A 20477-nucleotide genomic window follows, 5' to 3' on the forward strand; every position below is an offset into this window, starting at 1 on the left:
CGATAGTTTCGCACGGAGGGAACCGCCCCCGTATCGGGTTGGACCTGTCCGCGTCAGTGCGGGAAGGGCCAGAGTCTGAGTTTTTCCTTGGCCACGCGCCAGAGCTGCGCCAGCCCGTGGGGCTCCATGATCAGGAACGTGATGATCAGCGCGCCGACAATCACCAACTGCAGATGCGCCACGATATCGGTGGGCCAGCCCAGCATGTCGGCGCCAACCACCTTGAGCACCACCGGCAGCAACACCAGGAAGGCCGCCCCGGCGAAGGAGCCGAAGATCGAGCCCAGGCCGCCGATGATCACCATGAACAGCACCAGAAAGGATTTCTGGATACCGAAGGCCTCGCCAACCTCGACCGCACCCAGGTAGAGCGCGAAGAACAGCGCCCCCGAGATTCCCACGAAGAAAGAGCTGACGGCAAAGGCGGTCATCTTAGCCTTGAGCGGGTTCACCCCGATGATCTCGGCGGCGATGTCCATGTCCCGGATCGCCATCCAGGTGCGGCCCATGGTGCCGCGGGTCAGGTTGCGCGCAATCACGGCGCAGGCGGTCAGGAAGATCAGGCAGAACAGGTAGGTGGCCCAGGCCGGCGCGTTGGGGCCGGTGATGATGATGCCGAACACGTCCCGCTCGGGCGCGTTGATCTGGCCCGAGGCCGAATAGTTGTAGAACCACGGCACCCGGTTGAAGAGCCACACGAGGAAGAATTGCGCCGCCAGCGTGGCCACCGCCAGATAGAACCCCTTGATCCGCAGGCTGGGCAAGCCGAACAGCACCCCCACGGCGGCGGTGATGCCGCCGGCCAGGATCACATGGATGAACATGCTGACCTCTGGGAAAGCGGTCATCAGCTTGTAGCAGGCATAGGCGCCCACCGCCATGAAACCGCCGGTGCCCAGGCTGACCTGGCCGCAGTAGCCCACCAGGATGTTCAGCCCGATCGCAGCAATGGCATAGATCAGGAAGGGCAGCAGCAGCGCGTTGGCCCAGTAGTCGTTGATGACGAACGGGATGATCCCGAAGGCCACCACGAGGACGGCATAGTACCGATACCTGTCGAACTTGATCGGAAAGGTCTGGTTGTCGGCCACGTAGGAGGTTTTGAAATCTCCGGCTTCACGGTAGAACATCGCTTACATGCCCCCTTCGGACTGCGCACGGTTGCGGGCCGCGGCATCGAGTTGATTTGTCTTTTTCGCATAGCCGCTCGCCTCGGCGGCCCGGACCAGCCGCAGGTATGCGACGATCCCCATGATGAATCCGGCAAAGGCCAGAAGGCCGGCGACGATCAGCTGCCGGTCGCTGAGATCGTCCGAAGTCAGGGCGATGTAGCCGAAGGCCCAGAAGCCCGACCAGGCGACGACGTTGACGATGGCGATCAGCTTTGTCATCCCTCTGCTCCCTTCCTTGCGAAGGTTCCGGGCGGGCGGGTCTCGTTGCGCGGAACGCGCAACGGGGTCGCCCACCGGAGCCTCAGACCCTTTCGATGATCTTCTCTCCGAACAGGCCCTGCGGCCGGAACACGAGGAAGATCAGCGCCAGCACATAAGCGAACCAGTTCTCGGTCGCGCCGCCCACCAGCGGGCCGATCGCGAATTCGAAGAGTTTCTCGCCCACCCCGATGATCAGCCCGCCGACAATGGCGCCCGGGATCGAGGTGAAACCGCCCAGCATCAGCACCGGCAGCGCCTTGAGCGCGATCAGCGACAGCGAGAACTGCACGCCCGACTTGGTGCCCCACATGATGCCCGCGACCAGCGCCACGAACCCGGCGACCGACCAGACCAGCACCCAGATGAAGCTGAGCGAGATACCAACCGACAGCGCCGCCTGGTGGTCATCGGCCACCGCGCGCATGGCGCGGCCCTGCTTGGTGTATTGGCTGAAGGCCACCAGCGCCGCCACCAGAATCGCCGCGATCACGGTCGCCACGATGTCGAGATTGTCGATGAAGAAACCGTAGCCGAAGATGCCGTAGGTGGTGTCGTCGATCCAGACGTTCAGGCCCTGCGGCAGGCCGACGTCGAGCGTCTTGATCTCGGAGCCCCACATCAGGTCGGCCACGCCTTCGAGGAAATAGGCAAGGCCGATGGTGGCCATGAACAGGATGATCGGTTCCTGCCCGACCAGGTGGCGCATCACGAAATGCTGCACGCACCAGGCCATCAGCACCATGACCGCCATGGTCATAAGAATTGCAAGCAGCGCCGGCACGTTCCAGCCGAAATGGGTGATATGGGCCCCGAAGATCGCGTTGATCAGATGCGCGAAGGGCACCTGCCCGTTCATGATGCCGACCAGCGTCATCGCCGCGAACAACGCCATGACACCCTGGGCATAGTTGAAGATGCCGGAGGCCTTGTAGATCAGCACGAAGCCCAGCGCCACCAGCGCATAGAGCACCCCCGCCATGAGGCCGTTGAGAATGACCTCGGTGGCATAAATCAGTTGATCAGACATGTCCCGAGCCCCCGGTTTTCGTCGTGTCGTTCAGATGAAGATCAATCATGGGCCACCCCCAGGTATGCGTCGATGACCTCCTGGTTGTTACGCACCTCGTCGGGTGTGCCGTCGCCGATCTTCTTGCCGTAATCCATCACCACCACCCGGTCGCTCAGGTCCATGACGACGCCCATGTCGTGTTCGATCAGCGCGATGGTGGTGCCGAACTCGTCGTTCACGTCGAGGATGAAGCGGCTCATGTCCTCCTTTTCCTCGACGTTCATGCCGGCCATCGGTTCGTCCAGCAGCAACAGCTTCGGCTCGGCGGCCAGTGCGCGGGCCAGTTCGACCCGCTTTTTCAGGCCATAGGGCAGGCGCGACACCGGCGTCTTGCGGATGTGCTGGATTTCGAGGAAGTCGATGATCTTTTCCACCGCCTCGCGGTTCTCGGTCTCTTCGCGCTCGGCCTTGCCACGCCAGATCGCCTGGGCGAACAGCCCCGCTTGCATGTAGTTCAGCCTGCCGGTCATCACGTTGTCGAGAACGCTCATGCCTTCGAACAGCGCAATGTTCTGGAAGGTGCGGGCGATGCCCTGGCGGGCCACCTCGTAGGGGCGCATCGGCGGGCGTTTCTGACCGTGAAACCAGACCTCGCCCTCCTGCGGGACATAAAAGCCCGAGATCACGTTCAGCATCGAGGACTTGCCGGCGCCGTTCGGGCCGATGATCGCGCGGATCTCGCCTTCGCGGATGTCAAAGCTGATGTCCTTGATCGCCACCACGCCGCCAAACCGCAGGGTGATGTTCTTCATTTCCATCACCACGCCGCCGATCTTGCGGCCGTCCTCGGTGATGTATCCCTCAGATGCGTCGAGCATCGGTGTCTCCCTTGTCTGTCGGACCGGGGTCCGGTGCGGCGGGCGCAGGGCGCGCGCCCGTCCGGCGCTTATTCGGCGGCAACCTTGTGCTGCGTCACGGGCTGGACCTTGGCGTCGCAGATGGTGAGCGTGGCCTTGATCGAGCCCTTGCGGCCGTCCTCGTAGGTCACCTCGGTCACGGTCGAGACCTTGTCGGAACCGTCGTAGAGGGCGGCTATGATGTCAGCGTACTTGTCCTCGACGAAGCCGCGGCGCACCTTGCGGGTCCGGGTGATCTCGCCGTCGTCGGCATCAAGCTCCTTGTGCAGGACAACGAAACGATGCACCTGGCAGCCCGACAGCATGGCGTCGGCGGCCACCGACTTGTTCACCTCTTCCACATGTCTGGTGATGTTTTCCAGCACGCGGGGATGACTGGCCAGATCCTGATACGAGGCATAGGCGATGTTGTTGCGTTCGGCCCAGTTGCCGATCGCGGTCAGGTCGATGTTGATGAAGGCAACGCAGCGGTCCTTGCCATTGCCGAACAGCACCGCCTCGAGGATGTCGGGATAGAACTTGAGCTTGTTCTCGACATACTTGGGCGCGAACATGCTGCCATCGGCCATCTTGCCCACGTCCTTGGCGCGGTCGATGATGCGCAGGTGACCCGAACCTTCCTCGATGAAGCCCGCGTCGCCGGTGGCGACCCAGCCTTCGGCATCCTTGGTCGACGCGGTGCTTTCGGGGTTCTTGTAGTATTCCACAAAGACGCCGGGTGAGCGGTAGTGGATCTCCCCCTTTTCGTCGATGCGGATTTCCACATCGGGCGCGGGCACGCCCACGGTGTCGGCGCGCACCTCGCCATCGGGCTGCACGGTGATGAACACGGTGGCCTCGGTCTGGCCGTAGAGCTGCTTGAGGTTGATACCCAGCGAGCGGTAGAAATCGAAGATCTCCGGCCCGATCGCCTCGCCCGCGGTATAGCCGACGCGGAACCGGCTGTAGCCCAGCGTGTCCTTGAGCGGGCCGTAGACCAGGATATTGCCCAGGGCATATTTCAGACGGTCACCAAAGCCGACCGGTTTGCCATCGAGGATGCGGCCGCCGACCTTCTTGGCATGGGCCATGAAGTAGTCGAACATGCGTTTCTTCAGCTTGCTGGCGTCCTCCATGCGGATCATCACGTTGGTGAGCTGCATCTCGAACACCCGCGGCGGGGCGAAGAAATAGGTCGGGCCGATCTCGCGCAGGTCGGTCATCATGGTGTCTGCGCTTTCGGGGCAGTTCACGCAGAAGCCGCACCAGTACGCCTGACCGATGGAGAAGATGAAATCCCCCACCCATGCCATCGGCAGGTAGGACAGGATGTCCTCGTTGCGGGTCAGCTTATCGAATTCGGCCGAATTCTTGGCGCTTTCGATCACGTTGCGGTTGGACAGAACCACGCCCTTGGGCTTGCCCGTGGTGCCCGAGGTATAGAGCATCACGCAGGTGTCCTCATAGGTGATCGCGGCGATGCGGCGATCCAGTTCCGCGTCAAGTCTCTGATGCCCGGCCCGGCCCTCGGCCATGATGTCGTGCAGCGCGTTCATCTGGGAATGGTCGTATTTCCGCATCCCGCGCTTGTCGGTGTAGAGGATGTGCTTGACCTGGTGCACCTTCTCCTGGATCTCGATGACCTTGTCTACCTGTTCCTGGTCGCCGCAGACGACGTATTTGGCGCCGCAATGCTCCATCACATACGCCATCTCTTCGGCCACTGAATCCTGGTAGAGAGGCACCGGAACGGCGCCGACCATCTGCGCGGCGACCATCGACCAGTAATGCGCCGGGCGGTTGCGCCCGATCACCGCGATATGGTCGCCCTTTTCGACGCCCAGTTCCAGAAAGCCGAGCGCCATGGCGCGGACCTCGGCCGCTGTTTCGGCCCAGGTCCAGCATTGCCAGATGCCGAGTTCCTTTTCCCGATAGGCCGGGGCATCCCCGAACTGGGTTGCATTGCGGTGAAGCAGCGCCGGAAGGGACTGAAACCCTCCGGCGCCCGACTGCGACTGAGCCAATATATCTCTCCTCCCCATTCCGGCCCGCTCCTCCGGGCCGGACATGACCGCGCGAACCCTTTCGGCGGGTTCTTGCGATTCTGCCCCTGATCAGGAACAGCGACATTGGTGCTGTGCAATTTTTTCGTGATGTTTTCGCAATTCTTACGAATTGTAACAGGGCGCCACCGGTGACCGCGACACTGTAACCTCCCGCGACGGCGCCCCCTGTTCTGGCGATTCTTGTGGTGCTAGTCAGAAAGGGGGAGGCCGGACACCGTGGACAGAAGCGAACAGTGGATCAAGACGATGACGACGGCCGGGCTGAACCTGATCGCCCAGGCCCTGTCGATCTATGACAACGATCTGCGGTTGGCGGTCTGCAACCGGCGGTTCCAGGAAATGTTTCATCTGCCGGACCGGCTGATCCGACCGGGCGCGCGGTTCGACGACACGATCCGCTATCTCGCCGAGCGTGGCGATTACGGCGAGGTCGCCGACATCGACGCGTTGGTGCAGCGCCGGGTGGAGCAGGCTTGCGCCTTTGTGCCACATTATTTCGAGCGCACCCGCGCCAACGGGCAGGTGATCTCGATCGAAGGGGCGCCGCTGCCGCAGGGCGGCTGGGTGACCGTCTATACCGACATCACCCGCACCAAGCGGGTCGAGGAGCTGCTGCGTGCCCGATCCGAGGAGTTGTCGGACCAGTTGCTGGCCCATGCCGAGGAACTGAGCGCCTCCAACCGCAAGCTGGCCGCCACCATCGGCGCGCTGGAAGAGACGCAGCGGCAGTTGACCGAGATCGAGGCGCGCACCCGCCTGACCACCGAGATGATGCCGGCCCATATCGCCCATGTGGATAGGGACGGGCATTACACCTACTCCAACCGGCGGCTGAGCGCGGTGATGCCGGGGCGGCCCTCGGACATCCTGGGGCTGCATATCTCGGAGGCGCTGGGGCCCGAGGCCTTTGCCAAGATCGAGCCGCACTTGCAGGCGGCCTATTCCGGCGACAGCCCGGTGTTCGAGTTCAACGAGACCCATGACGGGCGGCGCATCCGGGTGGCCTTTACCCCCGATGGCACGGGCGGGGTCTATATCCTGTCGATGGATGTCACCGCCGAGACCCAGACCCGCGTCGCGCTGCAACAATCCCGCCGCCGCGCGATGGCGGCGCAGATGACCAGCGGGCTGGCGCATGATTTCTCGAACCTGCTGACCATCATCCTGGGCATGATGTCGAAGATGGCGAAGATGGACCTGCCCGAGGAGGCGGCAGAACTGGTCGCGGCAACGCAGGCCACCGCGCAGCGCGGCGGCCGACTGCTCAACCGTATCGCGGACATGACCGGCAACCGCACCCTGCGGCCGCGCGCCACCGACATGCACGGTCTGCTCGAAGACCTCAAGCTGCTGGCCACCCCCACACTGCCGCGCGGCATCGGGTTGAGCGTACTGGATCACACGCCCGACGAAGCGCTAATGCTGGATGCCGGCATGTTGCAGGATGCGCTGCTGAACCTGGTGCTGAACGCGCGGGATGCCTGCGGCGCCAACGGGCTGATCACCGTCAGCGCCCATGCCATCGGCCGGATCTGGATCGAGATCGCGGTGACCGACACAGGGCCGGGTTTTTCCAAGGAGGCGCTGGAGCGCGGGCTGCACCCGTTCTTCACCACCAAGGGCAGCGAGGGGTCGGGGCTGGGTCTGCCGATGGTCTATGACATGGTCAAACTGGCAGGCGGCGACATGCGGTTGGGCAACACCCCCACCGGCGCGGTCGTCACCCTGCGCCTGCCCTATCGCGCGGCACCAACCGCACAGGGCGGGCTGGCGCTGCTGGTCGAGGACAACGAAGACCTGCGCGCCACCTTCCGCGACATGCTGGTCGACCTGGGGCACACGGTGATCGAAGCGACCTCGGCCGACGAGGCCAGCGCGCTGGCCGCTGATATCGAGGATATCGCGCTGGTGCTGTCCGACATCAAGCTGGAAGGCACTGCCACCGGCATCGACCTGTTGCAGCGCCTGCCGCGTGCCCTGCCCTGTATCCTGATGACCTCGCTGCCGCTGTCCGATCCGCTGCACCGCGAGGCACTGGCCCGTGGCCCCGTGCTGCGCAAACCCTTTTCCCGCGCGCAACTGGCCGCGCTGATCCGTACCGAGGAGACGCCATGACCGCCCCTCTCGTGACCATCCTGGACGATGAGCCGGAGATCCGCCTGATCCTGACCGAAGCCCTGGCCGAGGCCGGGTTCCGCACCCAGAGTTTTTCCCGCGCGCGGGAATTCGAAGCCTCGCTGAAGCGGGTGACGCCGGATGTCTGTCTTGTGGACCTGTCGCTGCCCGATACCGACGGACTGGCGCTGGTACATCGGCTGGCGCTGGAGCAGGGGGCGACGGTGATCATCATCTCGGGCCGGGCACAGGTGCAGGACAGGGTCACCGGGCTGGAACTGGGGGCCGACGACTATATCACAAAACCGTTCGACCCGGCAGAGGTGGTGGCGCGCATCCGCGCCCGCCTGCGCGACGGGATGCGCAGCGAGGTGCAGAGCGGTGATACAGCCAGTTTCAACGGCTGGACCGCGCATTTCGACCGCTACGCGCTGGAGGACGAAAGCGGCTTGGAAACACCGTTTTCCCACGCCGAGGGCGAGGTACTGCGTCTGTTCCTGGAAAGTCCCAAGCGGCTGATCAGCCGGGCCCAGATGCAGGAGGCGCTCGGCGGGGGTGCCGGCGAGAGCTTTGACCGGGCGATGGATGTGCGCATCTCGCGGCTGCGTACCAAGCTGCGCGAGGATCCAAAGAACCCGCGCCTGATCAAGACGATCTACGGGGCGGGCTACATCTTTCTGGGCGACGTTCAGTGGCGCTAAGGCTCTGTTGACCCGGACCGGCCTGAAACCGTAAGATGAGAAAGAAACGCGCGGACCGAAACAAGGGCGGGCCAGCGCCTGCCGCAATCTTTTCGGGAGGGAGATTGCCATGCACCCCTATCTGAAAATCCGCCGGCGCATGCTGGACAAGGCGCTGCGCCGCTATGCCCTGGCCGATGCGGCCTGGCGACGGGGACTGGAACAGGCGGCCCTGCTTGTGCCCGGCGCGATGGGCCGGGGGCATGTGATGATCGGCAATCCGGGGTCCCGGGTACGCCGGCTGTACGATGAGCGCGACCGGGCGTTGCAGCGCCTGGCGGCCGCCCGGACCAAGCTGCACGAAGCGCGCCGCAGGATTCGGCCCGAGCGGCGTATCCTGCTGATCACACTGGGCTAAACCACACAGATTTCAGGCGCAAACGGCACAAAATGTGGTATGCTCTCGGCAGGAGGGACGCATATCATGACAACACTCGAATTCTACACTGTCTTGACCGGGCTTTGGATCGCAATCGCCTGGCTACCCTATATCCTGGATCGGATCATGGTCCGCGGCCTGATGGGCGCCATGGCGAACTATGACCCGAATGCCACCCCGCAAAGTGCCTGGGCGCAGCGCGCGATGCGCGCGCATAACGTGGCGATCCAGGCCTTTGCCGCCTTTGCCCCATTGGCGGTGATGGCAATGATGAAACGGCCCGAAGATGCCCTTGCCGGCACGCTGGCGATGACTTTCTTCGTGGGTATCTTCGCCCATTACATCATCTATTGCCTCGGGATCCCGGTGCTCCGGACGCTTGCCTTTGCCCTCGCCGCCCTGTCATCGGTGGCCTTGGCACTTCGGCTGCTGGGCACGATCTAGAATCAGGCAACCCGACCGGGACAGGATCCCGTCGCCCTGGCGTCGGGATCTTTCGGATCATACCTGCACCTAGGGCCGCGCGTTCAGTTGCCGAATTGCCGAGGCCAGCCGCTCGCCCACCTTGCGGCTGGTCTTGCGGGCCGGATGAATGCGATCGGGCGCGAAATAGGTAAACCCGCCCGGCGGCACCACGTCCTGCATCGAGACGTAGTACACCCCCTCTTCCGCCGCGGCGAGACGGGCGATCCGGGCCTCGAGCTCGTCACCGTCGTTCTTGCAATGCTCGATCGGGGTCAGCAGATCGGGGCTGCGCAGATAACCGGTATAAAGCACTTGCGCCCCGTCCGCGCGAATCCGACGCACCAGGTCGGGAATCTGCCCTGTCGATCCATCGGACGAGATCAGCCGGTCCATGACGCTGTCGCAGCGACCGCAACCGCAACCGAACAGCAGGTCGTTGCCGCCGCCATTGACGACAACCCAGTCCCACGAACCCGATTCATACTGGTAGGGCACGTTCATGCCCCTTCCATCCCGGTCATCGTCTCGCGTCAGCATCCAGGCGCCACTGACGGAGCGGTCGACAACCGGCTGCCCCAGCTCCTTGGCCATCACATCGGGGATCGAACTGCCAAACGTGGAATTCCATGACAGAAGCGAATCGCCGATCGCCAGAATCCGGGCTTCCTGATTGTGCCGGACACTGTCCTGGCAGGCGAAAAGCAGGCCACTGAGGCCCAACAGAACAATGGTTTTCCGAAACATCGGCGACCGGCCCTCGCAAATCTCTGAATAGTCGACCCTCACAGCTTTCCCGAGGAACACGGCCTAAAAATGGCAAGAGCCCGGTTATTCGTTGACCCGTCCCAGCGCCGCGACAGCATGATCGAGCACCCGCAGACCCGCCACCAGATCCGCTTCATCGGTATCCTCGGCGAAATCGTGGCTGATGCCGCCGATCGACGGCACGAACAGCATGGCGACCGGCATCAGGCGAGACACGTTGGTGGCGTCGTGCAGTGCGCCCGAGGGCATGGTCCGCCAGCGCCCCGGCGCGACCGATTCAGCGCCCTGCTCAAGAGCCATGCGCAACCGCCCGTCCATCGCCACCGGCTCCAACCCCAGCATCGGGCCATAGCTCAGCGCCATCCCGCGCGCCTCGGCCACCTCTGCGGCGGTCTGGCGGATGATTTCCTCCATCCGCGCCAGCCGCTCGGTATCTCCGTCGCGCCACTGCATCGAGAAGCTGACCCGCCCGGGCACGATGGACGAGGCGTTCGGATGCAGGCTGACATGCCCTATGGTCCAGACGGTGCGCGGCGTGACCACGTTGCGGAACCGGTCGTTGATCTGCGCGTTGAACGCGGCCAGCGCCTGAAAGGCGTCCCGGCGCAGATGCATCGGCGTGGTGCCCGCATGGTTCTGCTGGCCGGCGAAGGTGATCACCATGTCGCGGATGCCGACGATATCGGTCACGACACCGATCTGCCCGCCCTCGGTATCCAGCGTCGGCCCCTGTTCGATATGCATCTCGACAAAGCCGCTGAAGCGCGCGGGATCGACGAACCCACCCGCCAGATCGGTCATTGCCGCCCGCGCGGCGGCAAACGGAACCCCAGCATGATCGGTGAGCCTGTCCGCCTCTGCCAGCGGCAGGTGCCCCGACCAGATCGCCGAACCGGTGGTGACGCCGAACCGCCCTTCCTCGTCCTGGAAGCTGACGACCGAAACCGGGCGGTCGCTGCTGCGCGCGATCTCGAGCGCCGCGATCACCCCCAATGCACCGTCCAGCCAGCCGCCCTCGGGCTGGCTGTCGGAATGCGATCCCATCAGAAGCGAAGGCCCCTCGGCCAGGCCGAACAGATTGCCGACCGGATCGAACTGCACCCTCAACCCCGCCTCTTGCATCCGGCCCGCCAGCCAGCGGCGCGCGGCGATATCCGCCTCGGAATAGGCGGGCCGCACCACGCCCTTGCCGACCCCCGCCGCGCCAAAGCTGCGCAGAGTGTGCAGATCCTCCAGAAACCGCTCCGCGTTCACCGTCATCACATATCCTCCCGTCCCTTCATTTCGCAGAAAATACTCCCGCCGGAGGCATCCGCAACCGGCCATGGTCGCCGGCGCCGGAAATTTCGCGCCCCGGCGCCAAACCCCTCTGGTCCCCGGCCCGATCCTTGCCTAAGAGTTTGCCCGAACCGGAGAGAGACATGTCGCACATCACCCTGATCCGCCATGGGCAGGCCAATACCGCCGCCCGCGACGAGACAAGCTATGACCGGCTGAGCGAACTTGGCCATCAGCAGGCGCGCTGGCTGGGGACGCATCTGGCAGACACCCGCGCCCATCATCCCCGCGTCTTTTGCGGTACGCTGACCCGGCATGTCGAAACAGCCAGCAGCATGGGCCTGACAGATGTCGCACAGGATCCGCGGCTGAACGAGATCGAGTATTTCACCCTGGCGCAGCTTTTCGAGGCCCAGCATGGCGTCACCATCCCAGCGGACCGCGAAGGGTTCGTGCAGCATCTGCCGATGACCTTCACCGCCTGGGCAGAGGGGCGTATCCAGGACGCGCCGGAAACCTTCGAACAGTTCGAAACCCGCGTCTCGGCCGCCCTGTCCGAGATCGCCCAGGGTGTGGGCCCGGCCATCGTCGTCACCTCGGGCGCGCTCATTTCGATGGTGATGCGTCAGGCGATGGGGCTCGACATCCCGGCCATGGCGCGGGTGGCCCTTGCCATCATGAACACGTCGATGCATCGTCTCTACCCGATCGGCACGCATCTCAGCCCGGTGCTGTTCAACGCCGTCCCGCATCTGGAGGCCCCAGAGCGGCAGTTTGCCCAGACGCATCTCTAGGGGGACCCGATGCAGCTTTATTGTGCGCCCGGCACCATTTCCGTGGCCGTCGCCATCGCTCTCGAAGAGGCGGGGATCGAACACGAGAAGGTACAACTGGACTTTCGCGCCGCAGAACAGACGAAACCCGCTTACCACCAGATCAACCCCAAGGGCCGGGTTCCGGCGCTGGCGGTGCCGGGCGGCATCCTGACCGAGACCGGGGCGCTTCTGGAGTTCGTCGCGGACACCGCGCCGGACAAGGGGCTGATCCCCGCCGACCCGCTGCTGCGCGCCCGGATGCGCGAGGTGATGTATTACCTTGCCTCCACCATGCATGTGAACCACGCCCACAAGATGCGCGGCGCCCGCTGGGCCGATCAGGCGAGCAGCTGGGCCGACATGCGCGCCAAGGTGCCCGAGACGATGACCGCCTCTGCCGCCTATATCGAGGCAAACGGTCTGCGCGGCCCCTTCGTGCTGGGCGAAACGTTCTGCATCGCCGATTGCTATCTCTACGTGGTGACAGGCTGGCTCGAAGGCGACGGGGTCGACCTGGAACCATTCCCGAAAATCCGCGCCTTCCGCGCCGCGACGGAAGCGCGCGCCTCGGTCCACGCGGTCAAGGCCGCCGGTCTGCTTTGAACAAAGGACAAGACATGACGCATCTCTGGGTCCGGGCCGAACAGCGCCCCAACGAGGAACGGGTCGGCCTGACCCCCGAAGGCGCCGCCGCCCTGATCGCCGCCGGTATCCGGGTCACGGTTGAGGAAAGTTCGGTCCGCGCCATCCCAATAGGTGGCTACCGCGAAGCGGGCTGCGAGATCGCGGTCGAGAACAGCTGGCCGGATGCGCCGCAAGACGCCATCATCTTCGGCCTCAAGGAATTGCCCGAGGACGGCACCCCCCTGCCGCACCGCCACATCATGTTCGGCCATGCCTTCAAGGGGCAGCATTCGGGCCGCCGCCTGCTGGAACGGTTCAAGGCCGGGGGCGGCACACTCTACGATCTGGAATACCTGGTGGACGAAACCGGACGCCGCGTCGCGGCCTTCGGTTATTGGGCGGGCTACGCGGGTGCCGCAGTGACGCTCAAGGCCTGGGCCGCGCAACAGCAGGGCGGCATCTGCGGCCCCGTGGGCGTCTATGCCAGCAAGGATGCGCTGAACGCCGCGCTGGCCACCGAACTGGACGCCACCGGCGCGCCCCGCCCGCGCGCCATCGTGATCGGCGCGCTGGGCCGGGTCGGCACCGGGGCGGCCGATCTCTGCACCGCGATGGGGGTCGAAGTCACCAAATGGGACATGGCCGAGACGGCCCAAGGCGGTCCCTTCCCGGAAATCCTGGCCCATGACATCTTTCTCAATTGCATCTTCGCCCGCCCCGGCACGCCGGTGTTTGTGCCGCGTTCGGCGCTGGATGCGCCGCGCGCCCTGACCGCCATCGGCGATGTGGCCTGTGACCCCGACAGCGATTACAACCCGGTCCCGGTCTATGATCGCGCCACCAGCTGGGACGCGCCGGTGCTGCGCGTGGCCGAGGATCCGGTGCTTGACGTGATGGCGATCGACAACCTGCCGTCGATGCTGCCGGTGGAAAGTTCACAGGACTACGCCGCGCAACTCCTGCCCTCTCTGCTGACACTGAGCGACCTGGCCGCGGGTGTCTGGGGCCGGGCCGAGGCCGAATTCAAAACCCATATGAAAGGGATCTGAGCGATGACCATCCATTGGTGTGGCACCGGCCTGTCGGCCATTCCCGGCCTGCGCCGCCTGATCGAGGCGGGGCATCCCGTCACCGTCTGGAACCGCACGGTCGAAAAGGCCCGCGCCGAGCTGGGCGATCTGACCGACGACATCCGCGCTTTTGACATCGACGCCCTTGGCGCGGTGCTGGCCAAGGGTGACGTGGTGGTCTCGATGCTGCCGGGCGACTGGCACGTGCCGCTGGCCGAACTGGCGATCTCCAGGGGCGCCAACTTCGTTTCCTCTTCCTATATCGCGCCCGAGATGCGCGCGCTCGACGACCGTGCCCGCGCCGCCGGCGTCGTGCTGGTCAACGAGATGGGGCTCGATCCCGGCATCGACCACCTGATGGCGCATGAACTGGTGGCCGATTACCGCGCGTCTGACGCCTTCGATGCCGGCAACCACCTCAGCTTCATCTCCTATTGCGGCGGCATCCCGAAACATCCCAACCCGTTCCGCTACAAATTCAGCTGGTCGCCGCTGGGCGTGCTCAAGGCGCTGCGCTCGCCCTCGCGTTCGATCCGCGACTATGCTCCGCTCGACGTGGCACGGCCCTGGGACGCGATCAGCAGCTATACCGCGCCGCTACCCACGCCCGAAAGCTTCGAGGTCTATCCCAACCGCGACTCGCTCCCCTTCAAGGCGCAGTATCATTTCGAGGATCACTGGCCGGTGAAGGAATTCGTGCGCGGCACCCTGCGCCTCAATGGCTGGGCCGACGCCTGGGCCCCGGTGTTCCGCGAAATCGAGACGCTGAAAGGCCCCGAAGGCGATGCAAGGCTCAAGGAGATGTCCGACCAGTTCTGGGCCGAGAACGCCTATGACGAGGGCGAACCCGACCGGGTCGTGCTGTGCGTGGGCCTGAAGGCCGAGAAGGATGGCAAGCCGGTCTGGCACAAGACCTACGTGATGGATGCCTGGGGCGACGAGCGTGGCACCGCGATGGCTCGGCTGGTGTCGATCCCGGTTTCGCTGGCGGTCGAGGCGGTGCTGAACCGCGAGATCCCGGCCGGCGTGCACGCCGCGCCGAGCGATCCGAAACTGACCCGGCGCTGGATGGCCGAGGTCGACAGGCTGGCGCAGCACCTGCAGATCGTCGATCACTGTGCCTGAGCCATCGGGGCGCGGCACCCGCCCGCGCCCCTGTCAACGCTTCGCGGGTTGCCCTGCATATGCCGACCGGTAGGCGTTTATCATGTCCGCCATTTCGGATGGCGTCCGGGACAGGCACCATCCGGCCACCAGCAGATGCCCTGGTCCCGCCGATTTCCGCATCGCCTTCAGCAACCTCTGGCCGAGCGATATCCGATAGGTCCGGACAAACCCCCGCCGCAGGGTCAGCGTCACGAATTCGCCGCGGGCCACCACATTGGTGATCTGGTCCCAGGGGATGATGTCGCGCCCCGCCCGCAGGTCTACAAACCCCTGCGGACCAAGACGCACCGGAGCACCCCACGGACGGATCAGGCGGTAGAGGGACAGGGGCGCAAACACCAAGAACACCGGAAGGATCACGAACGATCCACTGTGAAACCGACGACTGGGCCAACTGTCGGGCTCGATGCTTACCCCATAGGCCGCGACAGCCACCAGAAACAGGCAGACAATCGGCAGGCCAACGGATCTGGGCCAGTCGCGCCCGACGCGCGTTTCCCCCGAAACATCTGGCTGTTCGCTGTCCCTTGGCATGGCATTGCCAGAGTTCGTCGCACAGGGGCCTCACGTCAAGCCTCTGCCGTCCCCTTCATCTTTTCAACAATTCTGCGGGGAGCGCGACGGGCAGAGCCCCTCGCGCTTTCGCCCGTCCCTACATCAGGTCGTTTTCGACATCCTCGGCCGAGATTCCCAGCGCATCGAGCCCGTTTTCCAGGTGGTCCGGCAGATGCGGCGAGCCCAGCAGGTAATCGGCGCAGGGCGTCGTCGCCTCGGCGCGTGCCGTATATATCGCCTCGTCCAGTTCCTCCGCCTCGAAACTGCCGCGGCCGATCCACATGATCGCCACCAGCTCGGCCTGTTCGTCCTCGCTCATCCGGTCGATGAAGGCACGCAGCTCGCCCTCGGCGCGGTCCAGTTCGCGGGCCATCAGCGCCACCTGCGCCACTTTGCGAGCCGAAATTTCCATGATTCCAATATCTCCTGTTCGCGTATCCTGCCCATCATCAAGCAGGCGCGGCAATAGCCGTCTTTGATCTTACGCAAAAAAACGGGTGTAGAGCCAGTGCGGCAGGAACCGCCCGACCCGGAACAGCCAGGCGAATGGCGCGGGGAAACTGGTGGCGAACCGGCGGCCGTTCATATGCCGGAACATCGCCCGCGCGGCCTCTTCCGGTTCCATCAGCATGGGCATGTCAAAGCTGTTGAGTTCGGTCAGCCGGGTACGGATGAAGCCCGGATTGACCAGTTGCACCTCGACACCCGAGCGATGCAGGTCGGCATGAAGGCATTCGGCGAGCGCCATCACCCCCGCCTTGGACGCCGCATAGCCGACAGCGCCCGGCAGCCCCCCGAACCCGGCGAGCGAGCCGGTAATGACGATATGGCCCCGGTCGCGGTCCACCATGCCCGGCACCACGGCCCCGAGCACCCGCAGGTAGCCAGTGAAATTCACATCCGCCATGGTAACCGCGCGGGCGCTGTCCCAATCCTGCGCCCGCATCGGCCAGTAGACCCCGGCCAGCAGCACAACCCCGTCAATTTCACCCAGTTCTTGCGCGGCGGTCTCGACGCTTGCGTCATCGGCGATATCCACCGGCAGCACCTCGGCCGGACCGGGCAAGCAGGCGGCAAGGCGGTCCAGGGCCGCGCGGCGCCGCGCCGACAGCACCAGGTGCGCGCCGGCGGCGCTCATCTCGCGGGCCAGCGCCGCGCCCAGCCCCTCGGATGCGCCGACTAGCCAGTAGCGCTTGCCGGACCAGTCCCTCATGCGGCGGAACGGTCCGCGTTCGCGGGGTGCATGGTGGCCACCAGTTCGGCGACCTTTATGCCGAACTTGCGAAACTCTGAACGATTCACGATCGCCCCGCCCGGGGTGAGGTACATCCAGTCGGTCACGTCGACGACATGGCCGCCTGCGCCCTCGGGCAGGCGCAGACGATAGAGCAGTCGCACGGCCGGACCGCTCTGGTCGCCCTGACCGGCTCCGATCACGTCCGGTGCGCGCGCCTCGATGCGCCCGTCATTGCCGATGCAAAGCTGCCATTCCCGGTCCTGCACGGTGCCGCTGTCATAATGGAAGCGTTCGCGCATGATCCCGCGATTACCCTCCCATGTCGCCTCGAATGCGCCGGAAAAGCGCGAGGCGACGCGCCCGGTCGGGCCGTAGATGACACCTTCGCAGGCGATGGGGCCGTTCAGGTGGCGACGCAGGTCGAACTGGGGCTGTGCCCCGGCGTAATCGCCGGGCGCCTGTGCCGAGAAACTCGCAACCCGGCGCAGCAACAGCACTGCGCCCACGGTCAGCGCAACGCCCAGCAGGGTGAAAAGGATCGGATCGGTCATGACATATCCTCCGGATCGGTCAGGGCCAGCAGGCCCAGCGCTGTCGCCTTGAGCAGGCAGGGCAGCGCGGCATAGAGCAGGGAAAGCAGGGACAGGGCGCGGTCCGGGCTGTCGCCGCCCGGAACATACCCCGAGACATCGAGCAATGGCAGCAGTACCAGCGCGGCCAGCGCCAGGGTGAACTTGGTGACAAAGGCCCAGAGGCCCCAGCCCGGCGCGGCGCCGGGCGCGACCCGCGCCATGCGCGTGGCGAAGAGCGCGGGCAGCAGGGTCATGTCGGCCCCCAGCGCCGCACCGGCCACGGCGCAGATCAGGGCAAAGCCCGCCACGTCGCCCGGCCCGAGCAGGGGAACCAGCGCAAAAGCGGCAATGGACAGCGCCATTCCCGCCATGAGGGCGGGCCGTGCGCCGCGCCGCTCGGCCAGGATACCCCACAGGGGAGCGGCGGCAGCAGCGCACAGGAAGAAGAGAATGAGAATCGGCCCTTCGGCACCAGGGGCCTGCAGGCGGTCAGAGACGAAGAACAGAAACAGCGTTGAAGATACCGCGACCGGCGCGGCATTGAGCCCGGCGATCAGCAGGAGGCGCCGCGCGACGCGGTCGCGAAGGACCGGCGCAAACCCGGTGTTCTGCGATGGGGCCGCGTTCCATTCGGAGCGAAGCGCGCCGGCCGAGACAAGAGCCAGCAGGGCAAAGCAGATGGCAAAGGTGGCATAGTCCCCCGGCAGCAGGACCGGCGCGGCGGCAGCCGCGCAGATGCCAAGCAGAGCGCCGGACTCGCGCCAGCGCGCCAGCCTGATATGGCCGCCCAATGCCGCGGCACTGGTCACGCCTTGCGCGTAAAAACAGATTGTCAGGAAACTGAAGGCCGAAAACACCAGCAGCAGCATCAGCGCGAACCAGGCCAGCGGCGGGATCGGCGGCGAAACGGCAAACAGCCCCAGCATCCCGCCCGCCATGGCCGTCACCGCCACGGGGATTGCGATCCGCAGGCGGCCGCGCAGCCGCGCGGCCAGCCAGCCGAGTCCCGGATCCTGCACCACGTCGAACAGCCGCAGGCCGAACAGAACCGCGCCCAGCGCCGTCAGGCTGACCCCGTAGGTATCGGCATAGAATTTCGGCGCATGCAGATAGATCGGCAGGCCCGCTGCCGCCAGCATGGCGGCAAACAGCGCATAGCCCGCAAGGGGCGCGGTGCGCGGCAGGGTGGCGGACATGGTCATCCCCGGCTCACGTCCGGGCTGTTGGGCGCCGGTTCAGAGCGAAAGCGCGCGCCTTTCCACCAGAGTTTAAGCGCCTGCCAGTGGATCAGCGCCAGCACCCGGCGCGCGCCGAACGGACGGCGCAGCGCGGACCACAGGATCGTCCGATCGGTCAGCGGCCGCCTGTGGCCCGTCAGGGTGGCCACCAGTCCTCCGCCGTCGCGGCCATAGTCGATCCAAACACCGACCCGGTCAGCGCTCAGGTCGAAGCGGAAGGTGTATGACCCTTCACTCGGCTGAAAGGGCGAGACATGCAAAAGCTTGGTGGCGCCCAGCCTGTCCTGCGGGCCGATCGGCGACAGGTCGGGCTTGTGGCAGAGATAGCTGTGGCGGGTGCCGAAAGTGTTGGTGACTTCGGCCACGACGGCATAAAGCGCATCCTGCGCATCGAAACAGAACCAGAAACTGACCGGGTTGAAAACATGGCCGAAGAGGCGCGGCTGGGTCAGCAAGGCGATCCGGTCAGGCTGCGGCAGTTGGAACAGGTCGAACTGTTCCCGCAGCCAGGCCGCCCCGCGCCCCTGCCCCGGTAGGCCCCCATGATCAAGGTCAAACACACCGGACAGGTTGCCACGGTTACGCGAAAAGAGGCGCGGCCCGGTGACCGCCGCCTCGGGGTCGAGCAGCACGTAGTCCACCGAGTACCGGAACGCGTTCTGAACTGCCCCCTTGCGACCATGGAACGTATGGGCCGGGATATGTTCGACGATGGCGCTCATTCCGCCGCCACCGGCAGCATGGTCGTGCGGTTGATGCCTTCGACCACGTCGATGGCGCTGGCCAGTCCGTCCTCGTGAAAGCCATTCTTCATCCACGCGCCACAGAACCAGGTGGAATTGGTGCCATTCATCCGGGCCAGATCCTCTTGCGCCGCAAGCGCGCCCATGTCGAACACCGGATGAGCAAAAGTTGTAACATCGTGGATCAGTTCCTCGCGGATGCGATGGCTGGCATTGAGGGTCACGAACAGCGGATCGTCCATCGGGATCGGTTGCAGCGAGTTCATCCAGTATGTAAGCCCGATCGGGCCGCCGCTGGCACCCCTTTCCTCGGTATGATTCCAGCTTGCCCAGCACTTGCGCCGTTTCGGCATCAGCGACGGATCGGCATGCAGCACCGCCTCGTTCGGCTGGTAGCGCACCGCGCCCAGCGCCGCGCTTTCGCGTCGGGTCGCGTCGGAAAGCAGTGCCAGCGTCACGTCGGAATGGGTGGCGAAAACCACCTCGTCGAACACCTGCCACTCACCGCCCAGGACCCGCACCTCGGCCCCAAGTTCGGTCCGGCGCACTCCGGCGATGGGAGTACCGAGGTTCACGGTCACTCCCTTGCGCCGCATGGCCTGTTCCAGCCTGCTGACATATTCGACCGAGCCGCCCTGCACGGTATACCACTGGTGTTGGCCGGTGTGGTGCAGCAGCGCGTGGTTCTCGAAGAAGCGGATCATCGCATAGGCCGGGAAATCGAGGATATGCTCCTTGGGCGTCGACCAGATCGCGCCCGAGAACGGCTCGAGATAGTGACGCCGGAACCACTCGCCCGTGCCGAGCCTGTCCAGCAGATGCCGCACGGTGATCGAGCGGTCGCGGGCGGCCTCGGCCGCATGCGCGTTGAAATGGAAAAGATCCCGGACCATGCGCAGGAACCCCGGACGCATGATGTTGCGCCGCTGCGCGAACAGGGCGTCGGCACCGTGCAGGGCATATTCCACGGCACCGCCGTCGGCGGAGACAGCAAAGCTCATGTCACTTTCGGCGATCGGCACACCCAGACGTTCAAACAAAGCGATCAGATTGGGATAGGTGGCATTGTTGAATACGATGAAACCTGTATCGACCGGCTGGTCGCCATTCTTGCCGGCGACGATCGTCCGTGCGTGGCCGCCGAGACGTGGCTCGGCCTCGAACAGCGTCACGTTATGCGTGTCGGAGAGCAGGTTGGCCGCCCCCATGCCCGAGATCCCGCCCCCTATTACAGCAATTCTCCGGGGCGCACCCGCGTTCAATTCAAATGGCATGTAAAGCTCCGCCTTGTCGTTTTGATCGAAGTACGG

General features: G+C 65.0%; 22 protein-coding genes. 8 read left to right on the forward strand and 14 right to left on the reverse strand.

Annotation, left to right across the window (positions count from 1 at the left end; translation table 11 throughout):
- Positions 1–53: 53 nt before the first annotated feature.
- The 5 genes from BLT75_RS04740 to BLT75_RS04760 form a co-directional block, all read right to left on the reverse strand.
- A complete protein-coding gene (locus BLT75_RS04740) occupies positions 54–1130 on the reverse strand; it encodes a branched-chain amino acid ABC transporter permease (protein ID WP_093028268.1) in 1077 nt (358 codons plus the stop codon).
- A 3-nt stretch (positions 1131–1133) separates the two neighbouring features.
- Positions 1134–1391 carry a hypothetical protein gene (locus tag BLT75_RS04745; RefSeq protein ID WP_093028270.1) on the reverse strand — a complete coding sequence of 86 codons (258 nt, stop codon included), beginning with the start codon at positions 1389–1391 and terminating at the stop codon, positions 1134–1136.
- A gap of 82 nt (positions 1392–1473) precedes the next feature.
- Positions 1474–2460, reverse strand: coding sequence for a branched-chain amino acid ABC transporter permease (locus BLT75_RS04750; RefSeq protein ID WP_093028272.1), 987 nt, complete (start codon positions 2458–2460; stop codon positions 1474–1476).
- A 41-nt stretch (positions 2461–2501) separates the two neighbouring features.
- Entirely contained in the window at positions 2502–3320 is an 819-nt protein-coding gene (locus BLT75_RS04755) for an ABC transporter ATP-binding protein (RefSeq protein WP_093028274.1), read from the reverse strand.
- Between the two features lie 68 nt (positions 3321–3388).
- On the reverse strand, positions 3389–5362 hold the full coding sequence (locus BLT75_RS04760) for an AMP-binding protein (RefSeq protein WP_093028276.1): 1974 nt from the start codon (positions 5360–5362) through the stop codon (positions 3389–3391).
- Between the two features lie 258 nt (positions 5363–5620).
- Between BLT75_RS04760 and BLT75_RS04765 the strand changes: the two genes are divergently transcribed.
- The 4 genes from BLT75_RS04765 to BLT75_RS04780 all read left to right on the forward strand — a co-directional run bounded on the left by BLT75_RS04765 (position 5621) and on the right by BLT75_RS04780 (position 9082).
- Complete coding sequence (locus tag BLT75_RS04765; protein ID WP_093028278.1) at positions 5621–7519, forward strand: hybrid sensor histidine kinase/response regulator; 1899 nt, start codon at positions 5621–5623, stop codon at positions 7517–7519.
- On the forward strand, positions 7516–8220 hold the full coding sequence (locus BLT75_RS04770; RefSeq protein ID WP_093028280.1) for a response regulator transcription factor: 705 nt from the start codon (positions 7516–7518) through the stop codon (positions 8218–8220). The genes BLT75_RS04765 and BLT75_RS04770 overlap by 4 nt, the downstream gene beginning before the upstream one ends.
- 109 nt (positions 8221–8329) lie before the next feature.
- Complete coding sequence (locus BLT75_RS04775; RefSeq protein WP_093028282.1) at positions 8330–8617, forward strand: hypothetical protein; 288 nt, start codon at positions 8330–8332, stop codon at positions 8615–8617.
- A gap of 66 nt (positions 8618–8683) precedes the next feature.
- Complete coding sequence (locus BLT75_RS04780) at positions 8684–9082, forward strand: MAPEG family protein (RefSeq protein WP_093029026.1); 399 nt, start codon at positions 8684–8686, stop codon at positions 9080–9082.
- Between the two features lie 69 nt (positions 9083–9151).
- On the opposite strand, the gene BLT75_RS04785 is transcribed toward BLT75_RS04780, so the two are convergent.
- Together BLT75_RS04785 and BLT75_RS04790 are read right to left on the reverse strand one after the other, a co-directional pair.
- The gene (locus tag BLT75_RS04785; RefSeq protein ID WP_093028284.1) at positions 9152–9847 is read right to left on the reverse strand and encodes an SGNH/GDSL hydrolase family protein; all 696 of its coding nucleotides are present in this window, start codon (positions 9845–9847) and stop codon (positions 9152–9154) included.
- A gap of 84 nt (positions 9848–9931) precedes the next feature.
- Positions 9932–11128 carry a Zn-dependent hydrolase gene (locus tag BLT75_RS04790; RefSeq protein ID WP_093028286.1) on the reverse strand — a complete coding sequence of 399 codons (1197 nt, stop codon included), beginning with the start codon at positions 11126–11128 and terminating at the stop codon, positions 9932–9934.
- A gap of 161 nt (positions 11129–11289) precedes the next feature.
- Between BLT75_RS04790 and BLT75_RS04795 the strand changes: the two genes are divergently transcribed.
- From BLT75_RS04795 to BLT75_RS04810, 4 genes are read left to right on the forward strand one after another with little or no spacing between them, the layout of a single operon-like run.
- On the forward strand, positions 11290–11940 hold the full coding sequence (locus BLT75_RS04795; protein WP_093028288.1) for a histidine phosphatase family protein: 651 nt from the start codon (positions 11290–11292) through the stop codon (positions 11938–11940).
- Between the two features lie 9 nt (positions 11941–11949).
- On the forward strand, positions 11950–12564 hold the full coding sequence (locus BLT75_RS04800) for a glutathione S-transferase family protein (RefSeq protein WP_093028290.1): 615 nt from the start codon (positions 11950–11952) through the stop codon (positions 12562–12564).
- 14 nt (positions 12565–12578) lie between these two features.
- Complete coding sequence (locus tag BLT75_RS04805; protein ID WP_093028292.1) at positions 12579–13634, forward strand: saccharopine dehydrogenase; 1056 nt, start codon at positions 12579–12581, stop codon at positions 13632–13634.
- Positions 13635–13637: 3 nt separating this feature from the next.
- The gene (locus BLT75_RS04810; protein WP_093028294.1) at positions 13638–14780 is read left to right on the forward strand and encodes a saccharopine dehydrogenase family protein; all 1143 of its coding nucleotides are present in this window, start codon (positions 13638–13640) and stop codon (positions 14778–14780) included.
- 33 nt (positions 14781–14813) lie between these two features.
- Here the strand turns inward: BLT75_RS04810 and BLT75_RS04815 are convergent, their stop codons facing one another.
- From BLT75_RS04815 to BLT75_RS04845, 7 genes are all read right to left on the reverse strand, one after another.
- Positions 14814–15356 (reverse strand): hypothetical protein, encoded by a 543-nt coding sequence (locus tag BLT75_RS04815; protein WP_093028296.1) that lies wholly within the window; start codon positions 15354–15356, stop codon positions 14814–14816.
- Between the two features lie 118 nt (positions 15357–15474).
- Complete coding sequence (locus BLT75_RS04820; RefSeq protein ID WP_093029028.1) at positions 15475–15792, reverse strand: DUF3775 domain-containing protein; 318 nt, start codon at positions 15790–15792, stop codon at positions 15475–15477.
- A 66-nt stretch (positions 15793–15858) separates the two neighbouring features.
- Positions 15859–16590, reverse strand: a complete 732-nt coding sequence (locus tag BLT75_RS04825; RefSeq protein ID WP_093028298.1) for an SDR family NAD(P)-dependent oxidoreductase — start codon at positions 16588–16590, stop codon at positions 15859–15861.
- Entirely contained in the window at positions 16587–17165 is a 579-nt protein-coding gene (locus BLT75_RS04830; protein WP_093028300.1) for a DUF3833 family protein, read from the reverse strand. The genes BLT75_RS04825 and BLT75_RS04830 overlap by 4 nt, the downstream gene beginning before the upstream one ends.
- Positions 17162–18388 (reverse strand): MFS transporter, encoded by a 1227-nt coding sequence (locus BLT75_RS04835; RefSeq protein WP_425441116.1) that lies wholly within the window; start codon positions 18386–18388, stop codon positions 17162–17164. The genes BLT75_RS04830 and BLT75_RS04835 overlap by 4 nt, the downstream gene beginning before the upstream one ends.
- A complete protein-coding gene (locus BLT75_RS04840) occupies positions 18385–19146 on the reverse strand; it encodes a DUF1365 domain-containing protein (RefSeq protein WP_093028302.1) in 762 nt (253 codons plus the stop codon). The genes BLT75_RS04835 and BLT75_RS04840 overlap by 4 nt, the downstream gene beginning before the upstream one ends.
- Positions 19143–20441: an NAD(P)/FAD-dependent oxidoreductase gene (locus tag BLT75_RS04845; RefSeq protein WP_093028304.1), complete on the reverse strand. Its 1299-nt coding sequence runs from the start codon at positions 20439–20441 to the stop codon at positions 19143–19145. Before BLT75_RS04845 ends, BLT75_RS04840 begins: the two co-directional genes overlap by 4 nt.
- Between the last annotated feature and the right edge of the window lie 36 nt (positions 20442–20477).

It is taken from the genome of Ruegeria marina (assembly GCF_900101475.1).
In the GTDB taxonomy this organism is placed as follows: domain Bacteria; phylum Pseudomonadota; class Alphaproteobacteria; order Rhodobacterales; family Rhodobacteraceae; genus Ruegeria_B; species Ruegeria_B marina.

Bases quoted from the DNA above. Each gene is read 5' to 3' on its own strand.
- BLT75_RS04740 (WP_093028268.1), bottom strand. From the start codon at position 1,130: ATGTTCTACCGTGAAGCCGGAGATTTCAAAACCTCCTACGTGGCCGAC.
- BLT75_RS04745 (WP_093028270.1), bottom strand. From the start codon at position 1,391: ATGACAAAGCTGATCGCCATCGTCAACGTCGTCGCCTGGTCGGGCTTC.
- BLT75_RS04750 (WP_093028272.1), bottom strand. From the start codon at position 2,460: ATGTCTGATCAACTGATTTATGCCACCGAGGTCATTCTCAACGGCCTC.
- BLT75_RS04755 (WP_093028274.1), bottom strand. From the start codon at position 3,320: ATGCTCGACGCATCTGAGGGATACATCACCGAGGACGGCCGCAAGATC.
- BLT75_RS04770 (WP_093028280.1), top strand. From the start codon at position 7,516: ATGACCGCCCCTCTCGTGACCATCCTGGACGATGAGCCGGAGATCCGC.
- BLT75_RS04775 (WP_093028282.1), top strand. From the start codon at position 8,330: ATGCACCCCTATCTGAAAATCCGCCGGCGCATGCTGGACAAGGCGCTG.
- BLT75_RS04780 (WP_093029026.1), top strand. From the start codon at position 8,684: ATGACAACACTCGAATTCTACACTGTCTTGACCGGGCTTTGGATCGCA.
- BLT75_RS04785 (WP_093028284.1), bottom strand. From the start codon at position 9,847: ATGTTTCGGAAAACCATTGTTCTGTTGGGCCTCAGTGGCCTGCTTTTC.
- BLT75_RS04790 (WP_093028286.1), bottom strand. From the start codon at position 11,128: ATGACGGTGAACGCGGAGCGGTTTCTGGAGGATCTGCACACTCTGCGC.
- BLT75_RS04795 (WP_093028288.1), top strand. From the start codon at position 11,290: ATGTCGCACATCACCCTGATCCGCCATGGGCAGGCCAATACCGCCGCC.
- BLT75_RS04800 (WP_093028290.1), top strand. From the start codon at position 11,950: ATGCAGCTTTATTGTGCGCCCGGCACCATTTCCGTGGCCGTCGCCATC.
- BLT75_RS04805 (WP_093028292.1), top strand. From the start codon at position 12,579: ATGACGCATCTCTGGGTCCGGGCCGAACAGCGCCCCAACGAGGAACGG.
- BLT75_RS04810 (WP_093028294.1), top strand. From the start codon at position 13,638: ATGACCATCCATTGGTGTGGCACCGGCCTGTCGGCCATTCCCGGCCTG.
- BLT75_RS04815 (WP_093028296.1), bottom strand. From the start codon at position 15,356: ATGCCAAGGGACAGCGAACAGCCAGATGTTTCGGGGGAAACGCGCGTC.
- BLT75_RS04825 (WP_093028298.1), bottom strand. From the start codon at position 16,590: ATGAGGGACTGGTCCGGCAAGCGCTACTGGCTAGTCGGCGCATCCGAG.
- BLT75_RS04830 (WP_093028300.1), bottom strand. From the start codon at position 17,165: ATGACCGATCCGATCCTTTTCACCCTGCTGGGCGTTGCGCTGACCGTG.
- BLT75_RS04835 (WP_425441116.1), bottom strand. From the start codon at position 18,388: ATGACCATGTCCGCCACCCTGCCGCGCACCGCGCCCCTTGCGGGCTAT.
- BLT75_RS04840 (WP_093028302.1), bottom strand. From the start codon at position 19,146: ATGAGCGCCATCGTCGAACATATCCCGGCCCATACGTTCCATGGTCGC.
- BLT75_RS04845 (WP_093028304.1), bottom strand. From the start codon at position 20,441: ATGCCATTTGAATTGAACGCGGGTGCGCCCCGGAGAATTGCTGTAATA.